At 36.5% G+C, this 24,645-nt stretch carries 25 protein-coding genes; 10 read left to right on the top strand and 15 right to left on the bottom strand.

Features of this window, described 5'->3' with window-relative positions:
* Positions 1-159: 159 nt before the first annotated feature.
* The 7 genes from ACFO7M_RS14915 to ACFO7M_RS14885 all read left to right on the top strand — a co-directional run bounded on the left by ACFO7M_RS14915 (position 160) and on the right by ACFO7M_RS14885 (position 9,820).
* Entirely contained in the window at positions 160-2,022 is a 1,863-nt protein-coding gene (locus ACFO7M_RS14915; RefSeq protein WP_379736548.1) for a DNA topoisomerase IV subunit B, read from the top strand.
* A gap of 74 nt (positions 2,023-2,096) precedes the next feature.
* On the top strand, positions 2,097-4,811 hold the full coding sequence (locus ACFO7M_RS14910) for a DNA gyrase/topoisomerase IV subunit A (RefSeq protein ID WP_379712415.1): 2,715 nt from the start codon (positions 2,097-2,099) through the stop codon (positions 4,809-4,811).
* A 57-nt stretch (positions 4,812-4,868) separates the two neighbouring features.
* Entirely contained in the window at positions 4,869-5,237 is a 369-nt protein-coding gene (locus ACFO7M_RS14905; RefSeq protein ID WP_379736546.1) for a hypothetical protein, read from the top strand.
* 120 nt (positions 5,238-5,357) lie between these two features.
* Positions 5,358-6,218 (top strand): DUF3347 domain-containing protein, encoded by an 861-nt coding sequence (locus ACFO7M_RS14900; RefSeq protein ID WP_379736545.1) that lies wholly within the window; start codon positions 5,358-5,360, stop codon positions 6,216-6,218.
* Positions 6,218-6,778 (top strand): helix-turn-helix domain-containing protein, encoded by a 561-nt coding sequence (locus ACFO7M_RS14895; RefSeq protein WP_379736543.1) that lies wholly within the window; start codon positions 6,218-6,220, stop codon positions 6,776-6,778. The genes ACFO7M_RS14900 and ACFO7M_RS14895 overlap by 1 nt, the downstream gene beginning before the upstream one ends.
* Before the next feature lie 90 nt (positions 6,779-6,868).
* The gene (locus tag ACFO7M_RS14890) at positions 6,869-7,597 is read left to right on the top strand and encodes a heavy-metal-associated domain-containing protein (RefSeq protein WP_379736541.1); all 729 of its coding nucleotides are present in this window, start codon (positions 6,869-6,871) and stop codon (positions 7,595-7,597) included.
* A gap of 3 nt (positions 7,598-7,600) precedes the next feature.
* Positions 7,601-9,820: a multicopper oxidase family protein gene (locus ACFO7M_RS14885; protein ID WP_379736539.1), complete on the top strand. Its 2,220-nt coding sequence runs from the start codon at positions 7,601-7,603 to the stop codon at positions 9,818-9,820.
* 30 nt (positions 9,821-9,850) lie between these two features.
* Here the strand turns inward: ACFO7M_RS14885 and ACFO7M_RS14880 are convergent, their stop codons facing one another.
* The 10 genes from ACFO7M_RS14880 to ACFO7M_RS14835 form a co-directional block, all read right to left on the bottom strand.
* On the bottom strand, positions 9,851-11,104 hold the full coding sequence (locus ACFO7M_RS14880) for a tetratricopeptide repeat protein (protein WP_379736537.1): 1,254 nt from the start codon (positions 11,102-11,104) through the stop codon (positions 9,851-9,853).
* 1 nt (position 11,105) lies between these two features.
* On the bottom strand, positions 11,106-12,446 hold the full coding sequence (locus ACFO7M_RS14875; RefSeq protein ID WP_379736535.1) for an AAA family ATPase: 1,341 nt from the start codon (positions 12,444-12,446) through the stop codon (positions 11,106-11,108).
* Between the two features lie 60 nt (positions 12,447-12,506).
* Positions 12,507-13,478: a tetratricopeptide repeat protein gene (locus tag ACFO7M_RS14870; RefSeq protein ID WP_379736533.1), complete on the bottom strand. Its 972-nt coding sequence runs from the start codon at positions 13,476-13,478 to the stop codon at positions 12,507-12,509.
* A gap of 10 nt (positions 13,479-13,488) precedes the next feature.
* Positions 13,489-14,343, bottom strand: coding sequence for a TerC family protein (locus tag ACFO7M_RS14865; protein WP_379736531.1), 855 nt, complete (start codon positions 14,341-14,343; stop codon positions 13,489-13,491).
* A 32-nt stretch (positions 14,344-14,375) separates the two neighbouring features.
* Positions 14,376-14,744 carry a DNA topoisomerase IV gene (locus ACFO7M_RS14860; RefSeq protein ID WP_379736530.1) on the bottom strand — a complete coding sequence of 123 codons (369 nt, stop codon included), beginning with the start codon at positions 14,742-14,744 and terminating at the stop codon, positions 14,376-14,378.
* 31 nt (positions 14,745-14,775) lie between these two features.
* Positions 14,776-15,354, bottom strand: a complete 579-nt coding sequence (locus ACFO7M_RS14855) for a DUF1572 family protein (RefSeq protein WP_379712437.1) — start codon at positions 15,352-15,354, stop codon at positions 14,776-14,778.
* Positions 15,344-15,526 carry a DUF6095 family protein gene (locus ACFO7M_RS14850; RefSeq protein WP_379736740.1) on the bottom strand — a complete coding sequence of 61 codons (183 nt, stop codon included), beginning with the start codon at positions 15,524-15,526 and terminating at the stop codon, positions 15,344-15,346. The genes ACFO7M_RS14855 and ACFO7M_RS14850 overlap by 11 nt, the downstream gene beginning before the upstream one ends.
* Positions 15,527-15,722: 196 nt before the next feature.
* Positions 15,723-16,535: an N-acetylmuramic acid 6-phosphate etherase gene (gene murQ, locus ACFO7M_RS14845; protein ID WP_379736529.1), complete on the bottom strand. Its 813-nt coding sequence runs from the start codon at positions 16,533-16,535 to the stop codon at positions 15,723-15,725.
* A gap of 155 nt (positions 16,536-16,690) precedes the next feature.
* Positions 16,691-17,386, bottom strand: a complete 696-nt coding sequence (locus tag ACFO7M_RS14840) for a ZIP family metal transporter (protein WP_379736527.1) — start codon at positions 17,384-17,386, stop codon at positions 16,691-16,693.
* Between the two features lie 103 nt (positions 17,387-17,489).
* On the bottom strand, positions 17,490-18,233 hold the full coding sequence (locus ACFO7M_RS14835; protein WP_379736525.1) for an SAM-dependent methyltransferase: 744 nt from the start codon (positions 18,231-18,233) through the stop codon (positions 17,490-17,492).
* Between the two features lie 186 nt (positions 18,234-18,419).
* Between ACFO7M_RS14835 and ACFO7M_RS14830 the strand changes: the two genes are divergently transcribed.
* Both ACFO7M_RS14830 and ACFO7M_RS14825 read left to right on the top strand, forming a co-directional pair.
* Positions 18,420-19,598, top strand: coding sequence for a THUMP domain-containing class I SAM-dependent RNA methyltransferase (locus ACFO7M_RS14830; protein ID WP_379736523.1), 1,179 nt, complete (start codon positions 18,420-18,422; stop codon positions 19,596-19,598).
* Between the two features lie 112 nt (positions 19,599-19,710).
* A complete protein-coding gene (locus tag ACFO7M_RS14825) occupies positions 19,711-19,944 on the top strand; it encodes a hypothetical protein (protein ID WP_379736521.1) in 234 nt (77 codons plus the stop codon).
* A gap of 196 nt (positions 19,945-20,140) precedes the next feature.
* On the opposite strand, the gene ACFO7M_RS14820 is transcribed toward ACFO7M_RS14825, so the two are convergent.
* From ACFO7M_RS14820 to rlmD, 5 genes are all read right to left on the bottom strand, one after another.
* On the bottom strand, positions 20,141-20,380 hold the full coding sequence (locus ACFO7M_RS14820) for a hypothetical protein (protein ID WP_379736519.1): 240 nt from the start codon (positions 20,378-20,380) through the stop codon (positions 20,141-20,143).
* 89 nt (positions 20,381-20,469) lie between these two features.
* Positions 20,470-21,021, bottom strand: coding sequence for a hypothetical protein (locus ACFO7M_RS14815; RefSeq protein WP_379736517.1), 552 nt, complete (start codon positions 21,019-21,021; stop codon positions 20,470-20,472).
* Positions 21,018-21,794 (bottom strand): DUF6048 family protein, encoded by a 777-nt coding sequence (locus ACFO7M_RS14810; RefSeq protein WP_379736515.1) that lies wholly within the window; start codon positions 21,792-21,794, stop codon positions 21,018-21,020. Before ACFO7M_RS14810 ends, ACFO7M_RS14815 begins: the two co-directional genes overlap by 4 nt.
* Positions 21,766-22,302, bottom strand: coding sequence for a DUF6452 family protein (locus tag ACFO7M_RS14805; protein WP_379736513.1), 537 nt, complete (start codon positions 22,300-22,302; stop codon positions 21,766-21,768). Before ACFO7M_RS14805 ends, ACFO7M_RS14810 begins: the two co-directional genes overlap by 29 nt.
* Before the next feature lie 9 nt (positions 22,303-22,311).
* Positions 22,312-23,724: a 23S rRNA (uracil(1939)-C(5))-methyltransferase RlmD gene (gene rlmD, locus ACFO7M_RS14800; protein WP_379736511.1), complete on the bottom strand. Its 1,413-nt coding sequence runs from the start codon at positions 23,722-23,724 to the stop codon at positions 22,312-22,314.
* A 167-nt stretch (positions 23,725-23,891) separates the two neighbouring features.
* Here rlmD and ACFO7M_RS14795 point away from each other — a divergent pair, with 167 nt between their 5' ends.
* Complete coding sequence (locus ACFO7M_RS14795; protein WP_379736509.1) at positions 23,892-24,611, top strand: hypothetical protein; 720 nt, start codon at positions 23,892-23,894, stop codon at positions 24,609-24,611.
* Positions 24,612-24,645: the final 34 nt, after the last annotated feature.

Below are 24,645 nucleotides of genomic sequence, written 5' to 3'. Positions count from 1 at the left end.
ATAAATAAAAATGTAATGTTAATTTTTTGTGAAAATAATATTTATGAGAAATGAAGTGTTAATAAGTACTACTTGCTTCTTTGTCGATAACTTTATGGTTGAGCTATTTTATATCTATTGGATTTACTATATATTAGCGCAAAATCGATAATTTTCAAAATGCTAGAGCAAAATCAATATACCGAAGACAATATCCGTTCTCTCGACTGGAAAGAACATATCCGTATGCGACCGGGGATGTACATCGGAAAATTAGGCGATGGTTCATCACCTGATGATGGTATTTATATTTTATTGAAGGAGGTTCTCGATAACTGTATCGACGAATTCGTAATGGGTGCCGGGAAAACAATCGAAGTTACCGTGAAGGACAAGATGGTAACTGTTCGTGATTATGGTCGTGGTATTCCTTTAGGAAAAGTAGTGGATGTTGTGTCCAAAATGAATACCGGAGGAAAGTATGACTCCAAAGCCTTCAAAAAATCAGTTGGTTTGAATGGGGTAGGTACGAAGGCTGTGAATGCACTTTCAACTTATTTTCGAGTTGAATCGGTACGTGACAATCAGCAAAAAGCGGCTGAATTCTCTGCTGGTAATTTAACTATAGAAGAAGATGTAGTTGAAACAACCAAACGCAAAGGAACTAAAGTTTCTTTCGTAGCCGATGATACGATCTTCAAACACTATAAGTACCGTAACGAGTACATTGTAAAAATGTTGAAAAACTATTGTTACCTGAATACAGGGTTGACAATAATTTATAATGGAGAAAAGTTTTATTCCGATAATGGATTAAAGGATTTATTGGAGGAAACCATTTCAGAAGAAGATATGGTATACCCAATCATTCATCTTTTGGGTGATGACATCGAAATTGCGATGACACACAGTAAAACTCAGTACTCTGAGGAATATTATTCGTTTGTGAATGGTCAGAATACGACCCAGGGAGGTACGCACTTGGGGGCTTTCCGTGAAGCGATTGTTCGAACAATTAAAGAGTTTTACAATAAACCGTTTGAGGCTTCGGATATTCGTAAATCTATTGTTTCCGCGATTTCAGTAAAAGTGGAAGAGCCGGTTTTCGAATCACAAACCAAAACGAAATTAGGTTCTACCGAAATGGGACCTAATGCACCTTCTGTTCGTACGTTTATCAACGATTTTATCAAAACTAAATTAGACAACTTCTTACATAAAAATCCGGAAGTAGCCGATTTACTATTGCGCAAAATCCTTCAAGCAGAACGCGAACGCAAAGAATTGTCAGGTATTCGCAAATTGGCCAAAGAACGTGCTAAGAAAGCAAGTTTACATAATAAAAAGCTTAGAGATTGCCGCGTTCATTTAACTGATGCCAAAAATCCAAGAAGTTTGGAAAGTACCCTTTTTATTACCGAGGGAGATTCGGCATCGGGATCGATTACCAAATCCCGTGATGTGAACACACAGGCGGTTTTCAGTTTGCGTGGTAAGCCTTTGAATTCGTATGGAATGACCAAGAAAATTGTATACGAAAACGAAGAGTTTAACTTGTTACAGGCTGCTTTGGATATCGAAGAAAGTATGGAAGATTTGCGTTACAATAATATCGTAATTGCAACCGATGCCGATGTCGATGGTATGCACATTCGCTTACTTTTGATTACCTTTTTCTTACAGTTTTTTCCGGAACTAATCAAAGAAGGTCATTTGTATATTTTACAAACGCCATTGTTCCGTGTGCGAAACAAAAAAGAAACGATTTACTGCTACAGCGATGAAGAACGTCGTGTCGCCATAGATAAATTAAAACCAAAACCAGAAATCACCCGATTCAAAGGATTGGGAGAAATTTCTCCAGACGAGTTCAAACATTTTATTGGTGACGATATCCGATTGGATCCTGTTATGCTGGATAAAGCGACTTCCATTGAAAAATTATTGGAATTCTACATGGGTAAAAACACACCAGACCGTCAGGAATTCATTATCAATAACCTAAAAGTGGAATTGGATACTGTAGAGGAGTTGACGAGTTAAAATTACTTGATTGGTAATTTCTGAATCGAAATAAATAAACTGAGTACTGTTAACTGAAAAGTGTTAACTGAATTATGAGCGAAGAAAACGAAAATATAAACGAAGAAGAATTAACGCCACAAGAAGAAAATCATGCTGAAGAAATCCCTTCAGTGGATAGTAAATCTTTCGAAGGCGAACACTTTTACGAACACGACGAAGAAAATCCGGATGCTACCATTACGAAAGTAACTGGAATGTATAAAGATTGGTTTCTGGATTATGCATCTTACGTAATCTTGGAACGTGCTGTTCCGGCTATTGAAGACGGATTTAAACCTGTACAACGTCGTATCATGCACTCTATGAAAGAGTTGGATGACGGCCGTTACAATAAAGTGGCAAACGTGGTCGGTCATACCATGCAATACCATCCGCACGGAGATGCCAGTATTGGTGATGCCATGGTGCAAATTGGACAAAAGGATTTATTAATTGATACTCAGGGAAACTGGGGTAATATTTTAACCGGTGACGGAGCAGCTGCATCACGTTACATTGAGGCACGTTTGAGTAAGTTTGCTTTGGAAGTTTTATATTCTCCAAAAATCACCGAATGGGGATTATCCTATGATGGTCGTCGTGCTGAACCAATTAATCTTCCGGTAAAATTTCCTTTGTTATTAGCACAAGGTGGAGAAGGTATTGCAGTTGGTTTATCCACTAAAATTTTACCACACAATTTCAATGAATTGATTGATGCATCGATCAAAATTTTAAAAAATAAACCGTTTACATTATATCCTGATTTTCCTACTGCTGGTATTGCTGATGTTTCCAATTATAATGATGGGTTACGCGGCGGACGAGTGCGTGTGCGTGCCAAAATTTCCCAGTTGGATAAACAGACGTTGGTAATTACTCAAATTCCGTTTTCAACCAATACATCGTCATTGATTGACAGTATTTTGAAAGCGAATGAAAAAGGGAAAATCAAAATCAAGAAAATTGAAGACAATACCGCAGCTGATGTTGAAATTTTAATTCATCTTCCGCCGGGAGTGTCTCCGGATAAAACGATTGATGCTTTATATGCTTTCACAGGTTGTGAAACATCGTTAGCGCCTTTGGGATGTGTTATTGAAGACAACAAGCCATTGTTTATTGGTGTGTCGGATATGTTGAAAATATCGACGAACAGAACAGTTGATTTGTTGCGTCAGGAGTTGGAAATCCAATTGCAGGAATTGGAGACCAAATGGCATTTCTCGACTTTGGAAAAGATATTCATTCGAGAAGAAATGTACATCGATTTCAAACTGTACTCCGATAAAGAATCGTTATTCGAATACATGTACAATCGTTTCGAACCTTTCAAAAAATCATTTGTTAGAGATATAATTGACGAGGATTTGCAGAAACTAACGCAAATTCCAATGATTCGTATTACCCGTTTTGACTCGGATAAAGCGGATGAACAAATTGCTAAACTCGAAGAAGAAATGGAACAAGTGAAACATCATTTGGCTCATTTGATCGAATTTGCAATTGATTATTTTACCAGACTGAAAGAGAAATACGGTAAAGGAAGAGAACGACAAACGGAATTGCGTTCGTTTGATACTATCGAAGCAACCAAAGTTGTTTTGCGTAACACGAAGTTATACGTAAACCGCGAAGAAGGTTTCATTGGAACCGGTTTGAAAAAAGATGAATATGTAGCGGATTGTTCGGATATTGATGATGTGATTGTATTCTTGAGAGATGGTAAAATGGTTGTAACGAAAGTCGACGACAAAAAATTCATTGGTAAAGATATTATCCATATTGCTGTCTTCGACAAGAACGATAAGCGAACCATATACAATATGATTTATCGTGATGGGAAATCAGGTTCGTCGTTTATAAAACGTTTCAATGTTTCAGGTGTGACTCGCGATAAAGCGTATGATTTGACTCAGGAGAAACCGGGTTCTCAAGTATTGTATTTTTCTCATAATCCAAATGGTGAAGCCGAAGTAGTTACCATTTTGCTACGTCAGGTGGGAAGTGTGAAGAAATTGAAATGGGATTTGGATTTTGCCGATATTGCTATCAAAGGTCGTGCTTCTAAAGGAAATACAGTTTCAAAATATCCAATCAAGAAAATTGAACTGAAAGAGAAAGGAATATCGACTTTACGTCCGCGTAAGGTTTGGTTTGATGATACCGTTCAGCGTTTGAATGTGGATGGAAGAGGGGAATTGTTAGGAGAATTCCGACCTAACGATCGTTTGTTAATCATCAATCAATCCGGAAAATTAAAAACTATTATTCCGGAGTTAACGACGCATTTTGATGAGGATATGATTATTCTAGAAAAATGGCATCCTAAAAAACCAATTTCGGCAATTTATTATGATGGTGAAAAAGAACGTTATTTCATTAAACGTTTCTTAGTTGAAAATGAAAATAAAGAGGAAATCTTTATCTCAGAACATGAAAAATCGCAATTGGAAATTGTTTCTACTGACTGGCGTCCTGTAGCAGAATTGGTTTTTGCCAAGAGTAAAGGTGTTCAGAAAGAAAACCAAACGATTGATATGGAGCAGTTTATTGCCGTGAAAGGAATTAAGGCTTTAGGAAATCAATTGACAACAGATAAATTGAAACAGGTGAATTTATTGGAATCACTTCCGTATGAAGAACCAATTGAGGTTATACCTGAAGAAATTGAAGTGAATGAATCCAACTCAGAAGCTGGTACTGATCTAGCAGATTATAATATCAGTCTGGACGATGATGGTCAAATTACACTCAGTTTGGATTAAGTTTTATGAAAAAAGTAACAGTTTCGACTGTTACTTTTTTTATATTTGTTCCACAATATGAAAAAGAAATTAGTTACGGTTATAGTAGTATTCTTGTTCGGCATGTTTATTCTGCCTCAGGATAGCTATGCTTGTACTAAGAAAATGGATTCTACTTTTCATCAATCTATTACTCCAAAAAAGACTGCAGAAAAAAACTGCTGTGCTAAAAATTCTTCTGATGAGGAGAAAGGTTGTACCAAAAATTGTGATAATTCTAAATGTCATTGCAGTGCTTTCGGAAGTTGTTCTTCATTTGTTTTGAAAACGACTGAGAGTTTTACTAGTTTCTTTGTATCTACAGTAGTTAAGAAAGACAACTTTCACTATACTTCCTTGACCAATAAGGTCTTTCTATCGGTTTGGACACCGCCTAAAATAAGCTAAAGATTTACGACTAGCCATAATTGTATACTGTTGGGAAAGATTTTATCACTCTCATTTGCAATTATTTATCTAAATTTATACTAATTATAAGCTTTTATAAAGGCTTTAAATCTTTGACTTATGAAAAAATTAATCCAAAATATAACACTATTATTGAGTGTATCACTATTGTCTGTTGCTTGTGATGCACAAATCAAAAATGCGAAAAGTACGACTGTTACAATCAGTGGAAATTGTGAGATGTGTGAAAAAACAATTGAAAAAGCCGGTACCCTTAAAAAAGTCGCCACTGTAGATTGGAATAAAGACACAAAATTAGCTACAATTAGCTATGATTCTGGAAAAACCAATCCAGATGAAATCCTAAAGAAAATCGCTTTGGCGGGTTATGACAGCGAATCATTTTTGGCTCCAGATCAAACCTATGCAAACTTACCGGAATGTTGTCAATACAAACGAGAGTTTAAAAAAGAATTAGTAAAACCTACTTCAAGTGAAGTCTCACATCAACATGATACGCATACCAATACTTCTGAAGTTAAACAAGAAACCAATCAATTGAGTCAACTTTATGAAAATTACTTTCAACTAAAAGAAGCTTTAGTAAATTCAGATGGCGAAAAAGCTTCTTCACTTTCTAAAGAATTGGTTGCTTCCATCAAAGATGTAAAAATGGAATCGTTAGAAAATGAGGCACACATGGTTTGGATGAAAATCCAAAAGAACCTTACTGAAGATGCTGAACATATTTCTGAAACTAAAGATGTTAAACATCAAAGGGATCATTTTATGACACTTTCTAAAAGCATATATGCCTTAATGAAATCTGATAAATTGAATGAATCGGTTTATTATCAATTTTGTCCGATGGCCAATGACGGTAAGGGAGCGAATTGGTTAAGCAAGGAAAACAACATCAAAAATCCTTATTATGGCTCAATGATGTTAACTTGTGGAAAAACGGTGGAAACGTTGAAATAATGAAAATCTATATTAAGAATATGGTTTGCAGCCGTTGTAAACTGGTGGTTAAGTCCGAGTTGGAAAAACTCGGGCTTCACCTTCTTTCAGTTGAATTGGGCGAAGTAGAAATCATAGGTTCTTTAGACAATACCCAAAAGGAGTTGATCGTAAAACAACTCGATTCATTTGGTTTTGAAATGATAGATGATAAAAAAAGCCGTTTGATTGAACAAATTAAAACAATCATAATCGAATTGGTTCATCACAGCAACTATGAGATGAAGAGTAATTTATCCGATTATATTAGTGAACGACTTTCACTCGATTATAATTATGTGAGTAATCTTTTTTCGGAAGTTGAAGGTATTACTGTAGAGAAGTATTTTATTCTTCAACGTATTGAGAAAGCGAAAGAACTGTTGGTCTACGATGAATTGACTTTGAGTGAAATTGCATATCAACTGAATTATAGTAGTGTAGCGTATCTCAGTAATCAGTTTAAAAAAATTACAGGTTTCACTCCAACGTATTTCAAGCAACTGAAAGAAAAGAAACGGAAACAGATAGAAGAACTATAAAAATTACAATTCATTACCGAAATAGTGTAAAGCATTCTATGTCATCTGTTCGGAACTTTGTCATTACTAATCTTTTAAAATTATCTAATAATGACACACGAATATCAAATAACAGGAATGACATGTTCAAGCTGTGAAGCTAAAGTGAAATCGGCTTTATTTTCGATACCGAACATAACTAATGTAGAAGTTTCAAAAGAAACTAACTCGGCAATAATTTCAATGGACAAACATGTTTCATTAAAAGAATTGCAAAATGCACTGACTGAAAAAGACAGCAAATATCGAATTAATGTTAAAGAACATAGCGAAATAGTTGAACAAACAAAATCTTGGTTGGAAACCTATAAACCAATTGTACTGATTTTTGGATTTATTACAGTCGTTACTTTATTGATTCAATGGCAATCGGGTTTCTTTAATTTTATGGAATGGCTGCGCCATTTTATGGCTGGTTTCTTTTTAGTGTTTTCCTTTTTTAAATTGTTAAATCTGAAAGGATTTGCTGAAAGTTATGTAATGTACGATGTAATTGCACGAAAAATACCAGCTTGGGCCTATGTTTATGCTTTTGTAGAACTAGGTTTGGGTATGGCGTATCTGATTGATTTCAATCCGTTAATCGTCAATTTAATTACTTTTTTAGTAATGTCTATTAGTATTATAGGTGTTTTACAATCGGTTTTGAATAAAAAAAGAATACAATGTGCTTGTTTGGGAGCCGTTTTCAATTTGCCCATGAGTACAATAACCATTATTGAAGATGCATTGATGATAGGCATGAGTGCTTATATGCTACTTCAATTGTTAATTAATTAAAAAATGAGATTATTTATATATAGTATAATTTTCCTATCGATATCAACGGCCTTTGCTCAAAAGGTCGTTCGGTATGATTTATATGTGCGGGATACAATAGTGAATTATGCAGGAAAGGAAAAAAGAGCCATTGCTGTTAATGGTCAGATTCCGATGCCAACATTGACTTTCACTGAAGGTGATATTGCCGAAATATACGTACATAATGAATTGGAGGAAGAAACATCAATGCACTGGCATGGCGTTTTTTTACCCAATAAAGAAGATGGTGTTCCGTATTTGACACAAATGCCGATACAACCTCATAGTACTCATGTTTATCGTTTTCCTGTAATACAAAACGGAACACATTGGTACCATAGTCATTCGGGTTTACAGGAACAAATAGGAATGTATGGTTCATTGATTTTCAATAAAAAAATAGATGATCCAACTTTCCGTAAAGGAATTGATGATTTACCGACCTATCCAGTCATTTTAAGTGAATGGACAACTATCAATCCGAAACAAGTACACCGTATGCTTCATAATGCATCCGATTGGTTTGCTATAAAAAAAGGAAGCACGCAGAGTTATGCTGAAGCAATCAGGGAAGGGCAATTTAAAACAAAACTCACTAATGAAGGGAAGCGAATGTTGGCCATGGATGTGAGTGATGTTTATTATGAAAAGTTCTTCGTGAACGGACAATCAGAAAATCAATTCAAAGATATCAAAGGCGGGGATAAAGTGCGTTTACGTATTTCAAATGGGGGAGCTTCTAGTAATTTTTGGTTAACCTATGCAGGTGGTAAAATTACGGTTGTAGCTAATGACGGTAACGATGTCGAACCGGTTGAAGTTGACCGATTGCTTATTGCAGTATCGGAAACATATGATGTCGTGGTTGAAATTCCGGCAGTAGATACCGCTTTTGAATTTCAAGCCACCCCAGAAGACAGAACGCAATCAGCATCGCTTTTTTTAGGCAATGGAATTAAACAATTGGTTTCACCGCTGCCTAAATTGAATTATTTTGAGGGAATGAAGATGATGAACGATATGATGAAAATGAACGGTGAACTGAACGATATGGGAATGAACATGAGTCTGAATCAAATGGATATGAATGTGGTGATGTATCCTGAAATCACTGGCAATAAAATGGACAAAATGGACGAAAAAACCAACCATTCACAACATCGTTACGAAGCCAATAAATTATCAAACATAGTGACACTCAATTATGCCATGTTGAAATCAACTACTAAAACGGCTTTGCCCTCAAATGCTCCTGTTAAGGAACTTCGTTTTGAACTTACCGGTAATATGAATCGCTATGTATGGAGTTTAGATAATAAAGTGATTTCAGAAACCGATAAAATAAAAGTTAAAAAAGGAGAAATACTACGGATTACACTTTATAATGGTTCGATGATGCGACATCCAATGCATTTACACGGTCATGATTTTCGTTTAATCAACGGTCAGGGCGATTTTGCTCCATTAAAGAATGTGCTAGATATTATGCCAATGGAAACAGATACCATTGAGTTTTTAGCAAATGCAGAAGGGGATTGGTTTTTTCATTGTCATATTTTGTATCATATGATGAGTGGGATGGGCCGCATTTTTTCTTACGAAAATCAAAAACCGAACCCTGAATTACCCAATCCTAAAAAAGCCTATCGAAAGTTAAAGGCTGATGATCGTGAATTTCATTTTATGGCGGAAAATGATTTTGCAACTAATGGAAATGACGGTATGATGATGTTTCAAAATACGCGTTGGAGTTTCGGAACAGAATGGCGACTTGGTTACAACGACATGCATGGCTATGAAACCGAAACACACATAGGAAGATATATTGGTAAAATGCAGTGGTTTATGCCGTTTATAGGATTTGATTGGAGGTATCGAAAAATGGGACATGATGATGTCGAAAAGAATATTTTCGGACAGTACAATACCAAAGATAAACGAGCTGTAGTTAGCGCTGGAGCAAGTTATGTTTTACCAATGCTTGTTACTTTTCAGGGAGAAGTCTTTACAGATGGAACACTTCGTATGCAACTGATGAGAGAAGATATCCCTTTGTCTAAACGATTGCGTATGGCTTTCATGGTGAATACCGACAAAGAATATATGGTTGGAATGAAATATATCCTTAACCGATATTCTGCGCTATCCTCTCATTATGACAGCGATATGGGATTAGGAATTGGACTGACAATGAACTATTAAAAAAAAGCCCTGATAGTCAGGGCTTTTTTTTTAAATATTACTTTGTTTGATTAACAAGAAATTAGCAAGCCATTGGTAAGCTATAAAAGCAATGATGAAAATGCTGGTAAACAAATTATTGGGCATATTAAAAGAAAATGCAGTTAAAACAGCCAAAAGACCTATAGTTCCCAATACAATAGTGACAATAAGTGGTACATATTTATATTTCGAAACGGCAAACATAGAGCCGAAAGGTACCATCATTAAAAATCCAAATCCTGCCAAGATGATAAAGTTTTCATTACCTGTTATAAAATAACTAACAATTCCAATTAGGAAAATGATCAAGCTCACACCTACAAAATTAGAACTTTTCATTTCGTTTTTGTCAAGCATGTATTTGGCGTAAGGATTCATTCGAAATAATAAATTACTTAACGGATTGATTACCCATGTTGAAAAAGCAAATACCGCTAAAACTATGATGATTGGAGTCAAATACGGTTGAAGTGCTGTGTTAGATTGAGCGATTGATCTTAAAGCTTTTTGCAAGAAATAAAAACCGATAATGAAAATCCATTGATTCTTTTGAGTAAGATTTTGCATAAAAAACACATACTTTAAATAGCCTCTATAAATGATATTGTTCGCTTTTAAAGCTTGAATCATTCCGGATTGTGCGTATTCATTGTTTGGATCATTTTTTAAGGATTCTCTAAAATGTTCCAGCGCTTTTTTGTGATTTCCTTTTTCTAATAAACCCCAGCCATAATTGGAATGGGTGTAGGAATTATCAGGATCTTCACGCAAGGCACCTTCAATGGTTTCAAAAGATTCTTCTTTGCGATTTAATTTTAGTAATGCGGTACTTCTAGTATTTAGACCTAAAATATTTTCAGGATCCAATTCTAAGGATTCGTTGGCAAGTTGTAATGCGCCATCATAGTCCTTTTTTAGAAGTCTGAATTGCGCCAATTTCGCTTTAAAATCAGGATCTTGAGGATCAATTTTAATTGCAGTTTGCAATAACGGTTCTACTTCTTCGTATTTTTCAGCAGCCAATTGGATGCAAGCTTTAAAATAATAATAAAACGCGCCGTCAGGGTATAAATGGATTGATTTATCTATTAATTCATTGGCTTCATTGTACTCATCTTGATGAAATTTAATAGCCGACAACAAATAAAACAAATAGGGTTCATCTGCATTTTCAATCAGCAACTGATTAATTTCTTTTTGAGCCAAATCAAATCGTTCGGAATTGATAAGCAATTGTATTTTCTCCAGTTGTTCTGCAAACATCTTATTTCTTTATTTTTAAAAATTTCAAAATCTCATCGTACAATCCTGTTTCATTGGCGTACAACGCATAATTCTTGGCTGTATTAAACCATTCTTGTGTGCTGGGTTTGTGTTTCGAAGCGGCATTCAATAAATCTTTGGTTGTTAATGGCTTTGGAATCCCATCAATGAACGATTCTTCCAGTTTTGCTTCTATAGCAATATCAATAAGCGCTTCAATATCTGCGCCCGAAAAGTGTTCTAGTTTTTTAGAAAGTGTTTGGTAATCTATAGCATCAATCGGTTTGTTCTCCAATTTAATTTTAAGAATCGCTTCTTTGGCTTTTTCATCCGGTGGTGGAATGAAAACGATTCGGTCGAATCGTCCTGGTCTTCTAAATGCAGTATCTAAATTCCAAGGTGTATTGGTAGCACCAATAATGAGAATACCTTCATTATCACTGTTTATTCCATCCAATTCTTGTAAAAACTGATTGATTAAATGACGAGATGACGATTGCTTCATATCGCTTCGACTTGCACCTAAAGCGTCAATTTCATCAAAAAATAAAACGCAAGGTTTGTTTTGACGGGCGATTTCGAATATTCCGTGAAGATTTTTTTCGCTGTTACCAATCCACATATCCAGAATATCGTTTAGGCCTACCGTAAAAAATTTCGATTGAATTTGTCCTGCTGTAGCTTTCGCAATAAATGTTTTTCCACAGCCTGGAGGGCCGTACAATAAAATTCCTCCACCGATTTTTTTGCCGTACGATCGGTACAAATCCTGATGTACTAAAGGTTTAATGATTTTTAAATCAATTTCTTTTTTGACTTGTTCCATACCGCCAACATCGTTAAAATTGATGTCGGAGATTTGTAAAAACTGATTGGAGCTCAAAGTTTGTTTAAAATTAGAGTCGTCATCATCAAAATCATCATCATCATCCAGGTTCAAATCGAAGTTACCCAATCTCAAATTGGAATCGAGTACTTCGTCTTTGTATTCCGGATTGATGTCCAGTGCTCTTTGGTAATAGTGTTGTGCTTTTTGAATGGAATTTTCTTCCAGTAAAATTTTAGACAACAGAATCAAGCTATCGAAATGTTCTTCGGCATCTAAAACATCTTCCAAAATAACCAAAGCTTTAGAAAACTCTTTTTTAGCAAAATAAGTTTGCGCCAAACCAAATTTGTATTGATTTGAATTGGAAAGACGAATTAGTTCAATGAATTGGATTTCGGCTTCATCGTATCTTTTGAGTTTAAGAAGCGAATCGGCCAAATGAAATTTTAACGGAAGATTATCCGGGGAATATTTTAAAGCTTCTAGTAAGCTCTCAATTGTATTATTATCCATTTTGATTGTAAAATATTTAGGCAATATAGTAAAAAAGCCCTGAATTCACAGGGCTTTTTATTAGTTACTTTTGATATGGTGTTTTTTTAATATTTCGTCAAAGACTTTTTCTTTCCCTTCTTTTTTCAAGTTACCGTAAACCACATTAATCAACTTTTCTGCATCCGTTCGGTAAGGCGAATTTTGTTCCACATAAATATTATAGGCTTGACATAAATTGTCGAGTGCTTTTTCGTTATCAGAAAGGTTTACTGCATAAATTTGTCCAATTCCATAAAATACTTCCGGATTTTTAGGGTCAATTTTTGCCATTCTTTCATACGCTTTTATTGCCTTTTTAAACTCTTCTTTGTATTGATAAGCAATGGCAATATTTTGCAGTGGCATCATTCCGTTGGGATTTATTTTTAATGATTTTTCATACGCATCAATTGCTTTGTCAAATTGATTCAGTCTGCGGTAAGTAAGACCAAGATTATCAAAGGCAAAAGCAAAATTAGGATCAAAAACGGTTGCTTTTTTATAATATTCAGCCGCCTTTGCATAATTTTCATTTTGGGATTCCTTCAATCCTAAATTATAATATTTGATGGCTTCCGAATTGGCTCCTTGTGATGATGTATCATAATCGTTGGATGCTAATTTGGCTTTAACTGCTGGGCAATTGTCTACCAAATGGCGTTCCAATTCATAATAAGCCTCTTTGTATTCTTTAGAAGAAGGGTCGAAATTGATGGAAATATCAATTTCCTTTTTGCCATCTACTTTTTTTGCTTTTGCTTCCAAATCTTTAATGTTTCCTAGTTTCGAAGCAAGCATATAGGCACCAACTTTATCGTCGATGCATTTATTCATTGCAGCAGTCATCGAATCTCTTTTGATATCCGTTGGAATAGAATCAATGCATTTGCAAGCATTTTCAGACAATTCTTTCAGCATATTTTCTTTACTGAATTCGATAGGTTTTTCTTCTTGTGCGTAACCCATGTACGACAAGCAAAAAGTGGCAACAATTGCTAACTTTAATTTCATATGCTTTTTTTTAATTGGTGATATCATCGTCAGCCAACTTGCTGTCCATGATTTTGTTATTGTGTAATTGTACAGGGCTTCCTTTTTTCTTCATTCTCAAATTCAAGAACTCCACAAATAAAGAGAAGAAAATGGCAAAATATAAATAACCTTTAGGGATGCTATGTACTTCTGTTCCGCCGAAGAATTTCAATTCAGCTAGGTGAGAACCTTCAGCCAATAACATTACACCGATTAAGATTAAGAATGACAATCCTAAAATTTGAATAGTTGGATGTTCGTTAACGAATTTCGAAACCGGACCAGCAAAGATTAACATGATAACAATTGAAATGATGATCGCACCCACCATGATTTCCAATGCACCAGCAGGACCAAAACCAGTAGGTGGTTCAGCAGAACTTACTAAGCCTACAGCCGTCAAGATACTATCGAAAGAGAATACGATATTCAATAACGCAATTTGAATAATAGCACCAGAAAGAGAATTACTTGCTTTCCCCGCAGTACCTTCTTCTTCACCTTCTAATTTGTGATGAATTTCAGAAACCGATTTATAAAGTAAGAATAATCCACCCGCAAATACGATTAAACTTTGTCCGGAAATTCCACCGGCTACAAATCCCCAATCGAAATCAAAGAATGATTTTTTCAGGCTCATTACCCATGTAATACCGAATAAAAGGATGATTCTGAATGCCATGGCTAATAACAATCCGATTCTTCTCGCTTTAGGTTGGTCTTCAGCTCTTAATTTTCCGGATACGATAGATAGGAAAACGATGTTGTCGATACCTAAAATAATTTCTAAAAAGGTTAATGTCAATAATGCAATCCATGCATCAGGGTTCATTAGAATTTCCATAAGATTTGTTTGAATTTTTAAGTTATACGGAACTACTTAATTTTTGTTACAGTTCCTTTTTGTTTTTTTGCTTCGCCAACAAACGAATATTCAAAAACGTATTGGTTTTTATTGGTTGTCAGTATTTTAATATTGATGGCTTTTTTCTCTTGCCTATTCTTAGGATGCAGTTTTTGCAAAATATATTCACAATCATTAATCCATCGCACACTGGCTGTATCGGTTTTTCCGTTAAACGTTTCGATTTGGATCGAATCATTACGTTCAAAAACCGAAGTCATTTTTTTGCCTTCAATTTCTTGTGTGAACTCAAATTTACCAGTTTTAAAATCGCTGCAGTTGCGTTCTTGTTGATAACAAGAAGCTAGAGAAAGACTGAATAGGAGAAGTGTTTTTTTCATTGTATTTGGAGCTGTTTACGAATGCCAAGCGTTATTTTTGTAATTTATTCAATTCGTCATCGGTGAAATGGCGAACACTTTTCTCTTTAGAGAATTTATCAGCATTGTAATCGTTGGATTTATTTTTAGGGATGGACAAACTATTCCATTCGGATGTTTTTAGCATTTTGGCATAAAAAACAATTTGCCCGATATGGTAAGGATAATGCGCCAATTGTCTGTTAATGGCATCCATGGCAGTTTGGCCTTCATTACGGATATAAATAATTTGCGACAATTGTTCGGGTTGAAGCGAATTGATGGCAGTAAAGAAACAATCCCATCCTTTCTTCCAAAGTTGCAAAAGTTCTTCCTTACTTTCTGAACCTGTTTCAAATTCACCGTCTCGGTTGCGCCATTCTTTTTCACCGTCGGAAGTTAAGAAATCGGTCCAACGAGACAACATATTACCGGCCATGTGTTTGATAATAATTGCGATGCTGTTGGTGTCTTCATTGGCAGAAAAAAAGAGTTGCTCGTCTTCCAGTTGTTCCATTGCTCTTTCCGCAATCGTTTTGTAATACAGCATTTGCTTTTTTACACTTTCCAGGTAAATGGTATTAGTTTCCATCGAATAAGCTTTTCATTATCGTTTTTAAACCTTTAAATATAAGGAATATTGACAGTACACACAACAGTATGCCCAAACTCAAAATAGGGATGTACATAGGATGCTGTTGGTTTTTAAACGACATGTGAATTAGGGAAGGTCCTAAGAATAGGAGCGGTAGAGCGTATCCCATCCATTTTATTCCTTTGTATAGTACTACTTTATTGGTGGACATTTGGATTTTTAGATTATTAGATTGTTGGATTATTAGATTGTTAGACTGTTAGATTATTAGATTGTTAGAAATTTAATCATTATTATAACTTATAACTCATAACTCAAAACTCATAACTCAAAACGAGCTTCGCTCCGTTCGCTTTCGGCTCGGGTCATAACTTATAACTTTCCACTGCTTTTCTAACGCTACCGTGTTCTTTTAGTAATTTTTCAGCTTCTTCGTAGCTAACCGGAATTTCGTCCATGATCATGCGAACGCCTCTGTCGATTAATTTCACATTACTCAATTGCATGTCGACCATTTTATTGCCTTTCACGCGGCCTAATTGGATCATGGAAGCTGTTGAAATCATATTCAATACTAATTTTTGAGCAGTTCCGGCTTTCATGCGGCTACTTCCGGTAACAAATTCAGGGCCAACCACGACTTCGATTGGTAATTGAGCCGTTTGTGCTAGCGGACTACCTTGATTACACGTAATACAACCTGTAGCAATATTATTTTCGTTGCATTTTTCCAATCCACCGATTACATAAGGCGTTGTTCCTGAGGCTGCAATTCCGATGACCATATCATTTTCATTGATATTCCATTCCTGAAGATCTTTCCAGGCTTGTTGTTTGTCGTCTTCGGCGAATTCTACCGCTTTACGGATGGCGGTGTCGCCTCCAGCTATGATTCCGATGACCAAGTCGAAAGGTACACCGAAAGTGGGCGGGCATTCAGAAGCGTCGACAATGCCTAAACGACCTGAAGTTCCTGCACCGATATAAAACAAACGGCCGCCTTTTTTCATTTGATCGACTACTTTAGTCACAACAGCTTCAATTTGCGGTAACGCTTTTTCTACAGCTAATGGAACGGTTTTGTCTTCATTGTTGATGTTCGTCAATAAGTCATGAACCGACATTTGTTCTAAATGCTCGTATTTTGAGGATTGCTCGGTGGTTTTTGTGAAAGACATTGTTTATGTTGTAATGTTATAAAGTTTAAAGTTACAAAGTTTTTGGTTTGCGTGAGGGATAGCAGTGGAAATCCTTTTTCATGAGAAGCGCTAGCGGAGCATGGTAAAAAGATTGCAACGGATAGCCCGACCCTTGTGGTCACGCTCCAATTATTTTACATAAAATACGCCAGTACAATTCCCAAGATGATAGCGGACAGTTTGGCCATGTTGAATTTATGGCCTTCGCTACTTTCGAAGATAATTGTGGACGAAATGTGAAATAAGATACCAATAACAAACGCGGTGATTTCGGTTTGGAATTGAAGAAGATAGTTCGAATCGGTTGAAATTAATGTTCCTAGTGGTGTCATTACAGCAAAGGCCATCATAAAAATGAATCGGGATACTTTGTTCAAGTGCGATTGCATTAAGAAGGTGGTCAAGATGATAGCGATAGGGAAGTGGTGCACTGAAATTCCCCACGCCAAGTGATGGTGCTGGCTTACCGGCATTCCTTCCAATAAGGCGTGCAAGCACAAACTGATGAACAACGCCCATGGGATATGGTTCATTTTGTCGTGACCGTGTACGTGACCGTGTTCGGCACCTTGCGAGAAGTATTCCAAAACAATTTGGAACACAATACCTATCATGATAAAGATGCCTGTATTACTATGATAATGATCAGCACTTTGTGACGTATTGTAAACCGAATATACTTCGGGTAAAAGATGCGAAACGGTTAATGCCAGAAGGAAGGAACCGCTGAACGCCAATACGAGTTTCAGTTTCTTTTTGCTTTTCGGTTGGAAGAAAGTGGCAATCAGATACCCGAATACTACTGATAAAAAAGGAATTATATAGATCATAAAACGAGTTATGAGTTATAAGTTATGAGTTATAAGTTATGAATTATAAGTTGTTAATTATCAATTATCAATTATCAATTATCAATTATCAATTATCAAGTTATTATTTAAAAATCATGATTAGTCTTTCGGAATCGTTTTTATAGAATTTACGCAATTTGTAATCGCCAAAAATATCCAACAGATAAATATCGGCTTTTTCCATCATTTGTTCGAAATCCTGTAAGGTTAACGCTCTTACTTTTTCGGTGAAGTGGAATTTTTGACCGTTATCTTCAAAATCGATTTCTTTGTGAATGTGTCCGTCCTTTACATAACGTTTGATTTTGAAATCGATACCGTCTACCGTTTTTACTTCTTCCGGTACTAAGTTGTCAATGACATAGTTGGCGTTCATAAAATCGATGACACCGAAGCCATATTCAGTTAGGCTTTCCTTGATGGCCAATAAGGTTTTGAAATTGTCTTCCTCATTTTCAAAATAGCCAAAGCTGGTAAACAGATTGAACACCGCATCGTATTTTTCATCGGTGGCTTGGCGCATGTCGTGAACTTTGAAACGAAGCGAATCGTTGCTGGATTTTGATGCTTCGGCGATACTGTTTTCGGATAAGTCGACACCCGTTACATCATACCCTAATTGATTCAGGTAGATGGCATGACGTCCTTTTCCGCAGGCCAAATCCAATATTTTAGCTTCATCCGGAACATTCAGGTATTGCGTAAGATTGTCCATGAACAATTGCGCTTCGGAATCGTCGCGATCCTTATATAATATGTGGTAATACGGAGAGTCGAACCAAGTTTCGAACCAGTTGTTTGCTTGTGAAGAATTGTTTTCTGACATTTATTCTAATTTACATGCAAATTTACAGTAATTTGACAATGAAATTGTAAACTCCAAATAACAAATTTCAAAATCCAAATAAATTAAAGTACTTTTGTGGGCTAAAAAAATAACAAATCCCAAAATCAAAGATAAAAATTCTTCCCTCTTTTTTTGGAATTTAGAAATTGGAATTTAAAGATAATTATGGAACATAATTTCAAAATGATAGCCAAGACCTTATTTGGTTTTGAGGAAATATTAGCCAAAGAATTGCATCAGATGGGTGCTCAAAATGTGGAGATTGGAACCCGTATGGTTAGTTTTGTTGGCGACAAAGGATTTATGTACAAAGCCAATTTGGGATTGCGTACTGCCTTGAAGATTTTAAAACCAATTTACAATTTCAGAGCTTTTAACGAAGCGAGTTTATATAAAGGGATTCAAGGTATTGACTGGTCGAAGTATATGAACCAGAATATGACCTTTGTAATCGATACTACGGTACATTCGGATAATTTTAAGCATTCACAGTTTGTGGCGCAAAAGTGTAAAGATGCGATTGTGGATCAGTTTAAAGCGAAGTTTGGTACGCGTCCGAGTATTGACAAAGACTATCCGGATTTGCGTATCAATGTACATATTGATCGCGATCAGTGTTCGGTATCATTGGATTCTTCGGGGAATTCATTACACCAAAGAGGGTATAAAACCGCTACAAATATTGCTCCAATCAATGAAGTATTGGCTGCAGGAATGTTGTTGTTGTCCGGTTGGGACGGAAGTTGTGATTTTATCGATCCGATGTGCGGTTCCGGAACTATTTTGGCAGAAGCAGCGATGATTGCATGTAATATTCCGCCGAATATTAACCGTAAGGAGTTTGCTTTTGAAAAGTGGAACGATTGGGACAACGATTTGTTTGACCAGATTATGGATTCACTGATGAAGAAAGTGAAAGAGTTTCATTATACGATTACCGGTTATGACAAAGCACCGAGTGCGGTGATGAAAGCGAAAGACAATATCCGCAATGCCAATTTGGATGAATATATCAAAATTAGCGAGCGTAATTTCTTTGATACCGAGAAAGAGAACCAAGGACCGTTGCACATGGTATTCAATCCGCCGTATGGAGAACGTTTGGATATTCATTTGGAGCGTTTTTACAGAGAAATTGGAGACACCTTGAAACAAAGTTACCCGAATACCAATGCTTGGTTTATTACGGCCAACTTAGAAGCATTGAAGTATGTAGGACTGAAGCCTTCCCGTAAGATTAAATTGTTTAACGGTAAGCTGGAAGCCCGTTTGGTGAAGTATGAGATGTATGCAGGGAGTAAGAGAGCGAAGTTTCAGGATGCCAATTCTAAATCAGAGGAATAAATTCCAAATTCCAATGACTAAATTCCAATAACTAAATTCCAAATTCCAAATCAGAGGAATCAAATTAAAATAAATAGATTCCCGCCTGTGCGGGAATGACAAATAATAGATTATGAATAAAAGTACCAAAGCATTTATCTACAATTTGTTAGGTTTTGCAGTATTCTTTTTCCCGTTGCGCTATCTAATTGCAACCTATACCCATTTGGACGGACTGTGGATTCCATTGACCGCTTTAGTAGTGGGTACCATTTTGTCGCCTAAATTTCAAGCGGTTAAGACTAGAGATGGAGAGCGACTTTTTATGAAATGGCTATTTACTAAAGGACTTAAAGAGTTAAAGTAAAGACCAATTACTGATAGGATACGTTTTAAAAGAAAAGCCACATTAGTTGTGGCTTTTTTTGTTATTTCCGAGGCTTACTTTTTTAATCAAGCCTTACTTTGTTTGTTCCAAGGCTTACTTTTTCTGATCAAGGCTTACTTTTTCTGATCAAGGCTTACTTTGTTTGTTCCAAGGCTTACTTTTCTTCATCCAAGCCTTACTTTACTTGTTCCAAGCCATTTTGCCGTTGACCCAAGGCATTTTGCAGTTGGTCCAAGCCATTTTGCCGTTGGTCTAAGCCATTTTGCCGTTGGTCTAAGCCATTTTGCCGTTGACCCAAGGCATTTTGCCGTTGACCTAAGGCATTTTGCCGTTGACCCAAGGCGTTTTGCCGTTGACCCAAGGCGTTTTGCACTCGGTCTAAGCCATTTTGCAGTTGGTCTAAGGCGTTTTTCATTTGACCTAAGCTAATTTTCAGTGGAGCTAAGTAGTATTTTGACTTTCCTAAATCTTATCGGCTTTTTTAGAGTTTCTTATTACAATCGGTTATTTTTTAAGGTAGAGTAGATTAAAACACCCTTTATTCAGTTGTAAGCTTAACTGTTGGTTCAGTTTTACTTTTTTAAACCTGAATGTATCTTTGGTTTCAAAGGTATAGGTTGAACCCAATTTTTCATTTTTGAGGGTTACATCGTAACTGACGATAGTATCAGTATTGTTTTTTGGATGCCAAGCTTTGAGTTCCGTTACGGTTCCCGAAATAATTACTTTCTCGGGAGTTCCAATATTGGCATTGAAAAAGAGTACCGATTTTGAAACTACAAAGCGGGGAATGAAATAGATAGCGGCTGTCACAAAAAAGAAGAAAAGCAGTTCTTTACTCAGTATTCTCCATTTGTATACACCCTCTTTTGGGAAAGCTTTTATAAGGAAAAGCAAAGGGAGAATAAGATAAATGGGCAGGAAAATTCTGTCTACCCAAATGTTTTGTCTCCCATCTTCTCTATACCATAAACTTTCCGGGTATATTACAAAGAAAAAAGACAGGATTATAATTGCCAAAAAAGTGGCAAGAAACCAGTTTAAGGGGTTTTTCATTTTTTCTTTTTCGAGTCGGTTTCCTTGCTGGGTTTCGTGCTCGTTTTTGTTGTCTTTTTATAGATTGGAATCGAATACGTTAGGGTGTAATTCCATCCCACACCGAATTTTCCATCGTAGGTACGATTATAGCCCGGTATATAGAGATTATCGAAATTGTCCGGTTTTTTATCGGTAACCAAATAATTCATACGAACACTGAATCCGGCGTAGAAGTTCTTGAAAAGTTCCGCTTTCATACCCGCTACGACTTCGGTCCAATGAGCAGACAGCCCCTCGTATTTTTTTCCTGCAATGACATCGGAATTAGGAGGGAAGTAGCCCGAAGGATCATAGATTTTATAACTATTAAGTTCTTGGCTAAAAGAGCTCACCCCATAGCGAAATCCCAGGTGGATTGAGTTTTGCATATCGAGCCAGTTTTGGTAGAAGTTCCATTCCGGACCCACTTTCAGGTAGCTTCCTTTCGTTGTAAAATTCAGGCGATCGTCGTCGGTGGTTTTATTTTCGTTCCCTAATTCGGCTGCTAGGTACATTTTTTTGGTTACACGAAAATCGCCCACCAATTCTAGGCCTTTATAGTCTTTATCGTAGAGGCTACGAGCTAATTTGGAAAGATCGGCCCCGATGCGCAAACCGTATTTTTCGGTTTTCACCACCGAATCATTGGCATTGGTTTTCGATTGTTCTTTTTTGGTAACGTCCTGTGCAACACCTGCTACAGTACAAAAAAGGAATAACAGGTTAAAAATAGATTTTGACATGGACTTCATTTTCGTTGGCAATAGTATTGGTTTGTACCGTAATTTCTTCAATCCAGTTGAGCGCGTCCGGGTTGAGTACCATTCCGTTGGGATTGGTGAGTTCGAATACCGTTTTGAATCCGCACGCTCTAGAAATGTACACATCTTCTCGCGTATAATTGATGTCGATACCATCTGTATTAATTAAAGCAGTGTTCGCATTACCCTCATTAATAATGAAAGAATACTTTACGAAATCGGCGGTAGTTTTTAAAGGCAATTGCAGTTTATTTCCGTTGAAGCGATATTTTTCGTCACCGGTAGCATTTTCATTGAAAACGATTCCATTGGCTTCCCCATCGGCAATTACTTTTAGATCGGTTACACTTTTCAAAGCGGTAGGATTGTTATTGTCGTAAAACTCGATGATCATACGAGGTGTGGTAGGCGTACCTTCTTCGCAGATATCGTCTTTTTCACAATTCCATAGCGAGAATATAGTGGTGGCAAAAACAAGAACCAGTAACAACTTTTTCATAAAACTAGATTATCTTTTTTCTAAAAGTACAACATTTTCCACATGATGCGTTTGCGGGAACATATCTACCGGGCGCACTCGAGTTACTTTGTACATTTCATCCATTAGGGCAAGGTCACGCGCTTGTGTTGCCGAGTTACAACTCACATACACCACTTTTTCCGGAGCGATGCTCAAGATTTGTTTTACTACATCAGCGTGCATACCATCGCGGGGTGGATCAGTGATGATGACATCCGGGTGACCGTGAGCAGCGATGAAATCGTCGTTGAACACATTTTTCATGTCTCCTACAAAGAACTCACAATTGGTAATGTTATTGCGTTTTGCATTTTCTTTGGCATCGGCGATCGCTTCAGGAACCGCTTCCACACCGATTACTTTTTTTGCTTTTTTCGAAACGAATTGCGCAATAGTACCTGTTCCGGTGTATAAATCGTAAACTAGCTCGTTCCCTGTTAATCCCGCGAATTCTCTTGTGATAGCGTACAGTTCGTAAGCTTGTTCCGAGTTGGTTTGGTAGAAGGATTTCGCATTGATACTGAAGTTTAGTCCTTCCATTTCTTCCAAAATATAGTCTCTACCTTTGAAAAGGATGATTTCTTGATCGTAGAGTGTATCGTTTGCTTTTTGGTTGATTACGTATTGCAACGAGGTAATTTCAGGAAAACGTTCTGCTAAGAAGTTCATGACCAGTTCGATTTCTTTTTTATTGTTGTCGAAGAATTGGATTAACACCATTAGTTCGCCGGTTGATGCCGTGCGGATCATTAATGTTCTTAGTAAACCTTCGTGGTTTCTCGGATTGAAAAACGACAATCCATTCTCGTTAGCGAAGCTTCTGATTTCGTTACGGATGGCATTGGAAGGATCCTGTTGCAAGTGGCATTTTTGGATGTCCAGGATTTTATCCCACATTTTAGGGATGTGGAAACCTACGGCATTTTTATTGTCCAATTCGGCACCGCTATCTACTTCTTCTTGCGTCATCCAGCGAGAAGACGAGAAACCGAATTCCATTTTATTGCGATAGAAAAATTGTTTTTCAGAGCCAAGGATTGGTTCGAATTCCGGCAATTCGATTTTACCGATACGTTTAAGGTTGTTGAATACCTCTTGGTGTTTGTAATGCAATTGTTGGCTGTAGTTCATGTTTTGCCATTTGCAACCGCCACATACTCCGAAGTGATCACAAACCGGATCTACGCGGTGTTCTGAAAAGCTATGGAATTTGATGGCTTTTCCTTCAAAGTACGATTTGCGTTTTTTAAAGGTTTGTACATCGACTACATCTCCCGGTACTACGTTCGGGATAAATATTACTTGCCCTTCCGGGGCTTTTGCTACTGAAACGCCTTTTGCACCTGCATCAAGGACTTTTACGTTTTCGAATACGACTTTCTTTGTTTGTTTTCTTCCCATGGCGCAAAGATAATAAAATGAAATACTAAAATAAGGATTGCAATTTATAAGAATTTATTCGTAACTTGTAGTAGTAAGGTTGTGGTCTGCTTAAGACAGCCTTAGAGTGCGAAAAATCTTCTGTTATTCGCCATTATTGAGTACTAATTTTTTTTAAATCCATTCGTATGCTACCATTTAAAATTAGTTTTGTTTGTGTCATGGTGTTTGGAAATATGCTTTGGGCACAAGAAAAGAAAATTGAAGGAAAAGTATTGTCTGATGGTTTTCCGGTAAAAGCCATTGAAGTCATTAACAGTCGGAATAAAAACATGGTAAAGACCAATGCCAAGGGAGAATTTAGTATTCAGGCTGCCACCAATGATGAATTGATTGTGTATTCGGAACACTTTCAGTTAAAAAAGGTCAAATTGGATGAAAAAGACTTTGTGTCTACTCCTTTTCGTATTGAATTGGCCAAAAAGACGATTGAGTTGAAAGAAGTTGAAGTTAAGAAAGAAGCCGAACTGAATGTAGATGTGAGTAGTGATGCTTTGTACTATCAAAAAATAGAGAAGGAACAAGCCCGACCTAAACCGATAGGTGTTTACACTGGAGAGACCGTAAATGGAATTGATTTTGTGAAGGTTGGTGAAAAGATATTGGTTTTATTTAAAGACAAAAGTCAGAAGAAGCGTAAGAAAGAGGCGGTAGAAGCATTTCGGAGTCATGTAGCTTCCGATTTTTCGAAGGATTTCTTTATCAATACGTTGCATTTGGAAGAGCGAGAAATCCCCGATTTTATTGATTTCTGTAGTAAAGATTTTGCATCGATTCCTGTTCCTCAAAACAATACTTTGGATGTAATTGCCTTTTTGATTGAAAAAAGGAGCGAGTATAGGAAGTAGTTTTTTCGTTTGGCGTAGCCGTTCAATAGTAATT

This window comes from Flavobacterium sp. GCM10023249 (assembly GCF_042653365.1).
Classification (GTDB): domain Bacteria; phylum Bacteroidota; class Bacteroidia; order Flavobacteriales; family Flavobacteriaceae; genus Flavobacterium.
This window is presented reverse-complemented; position numbering and strand designations above follow the sequence as displayed.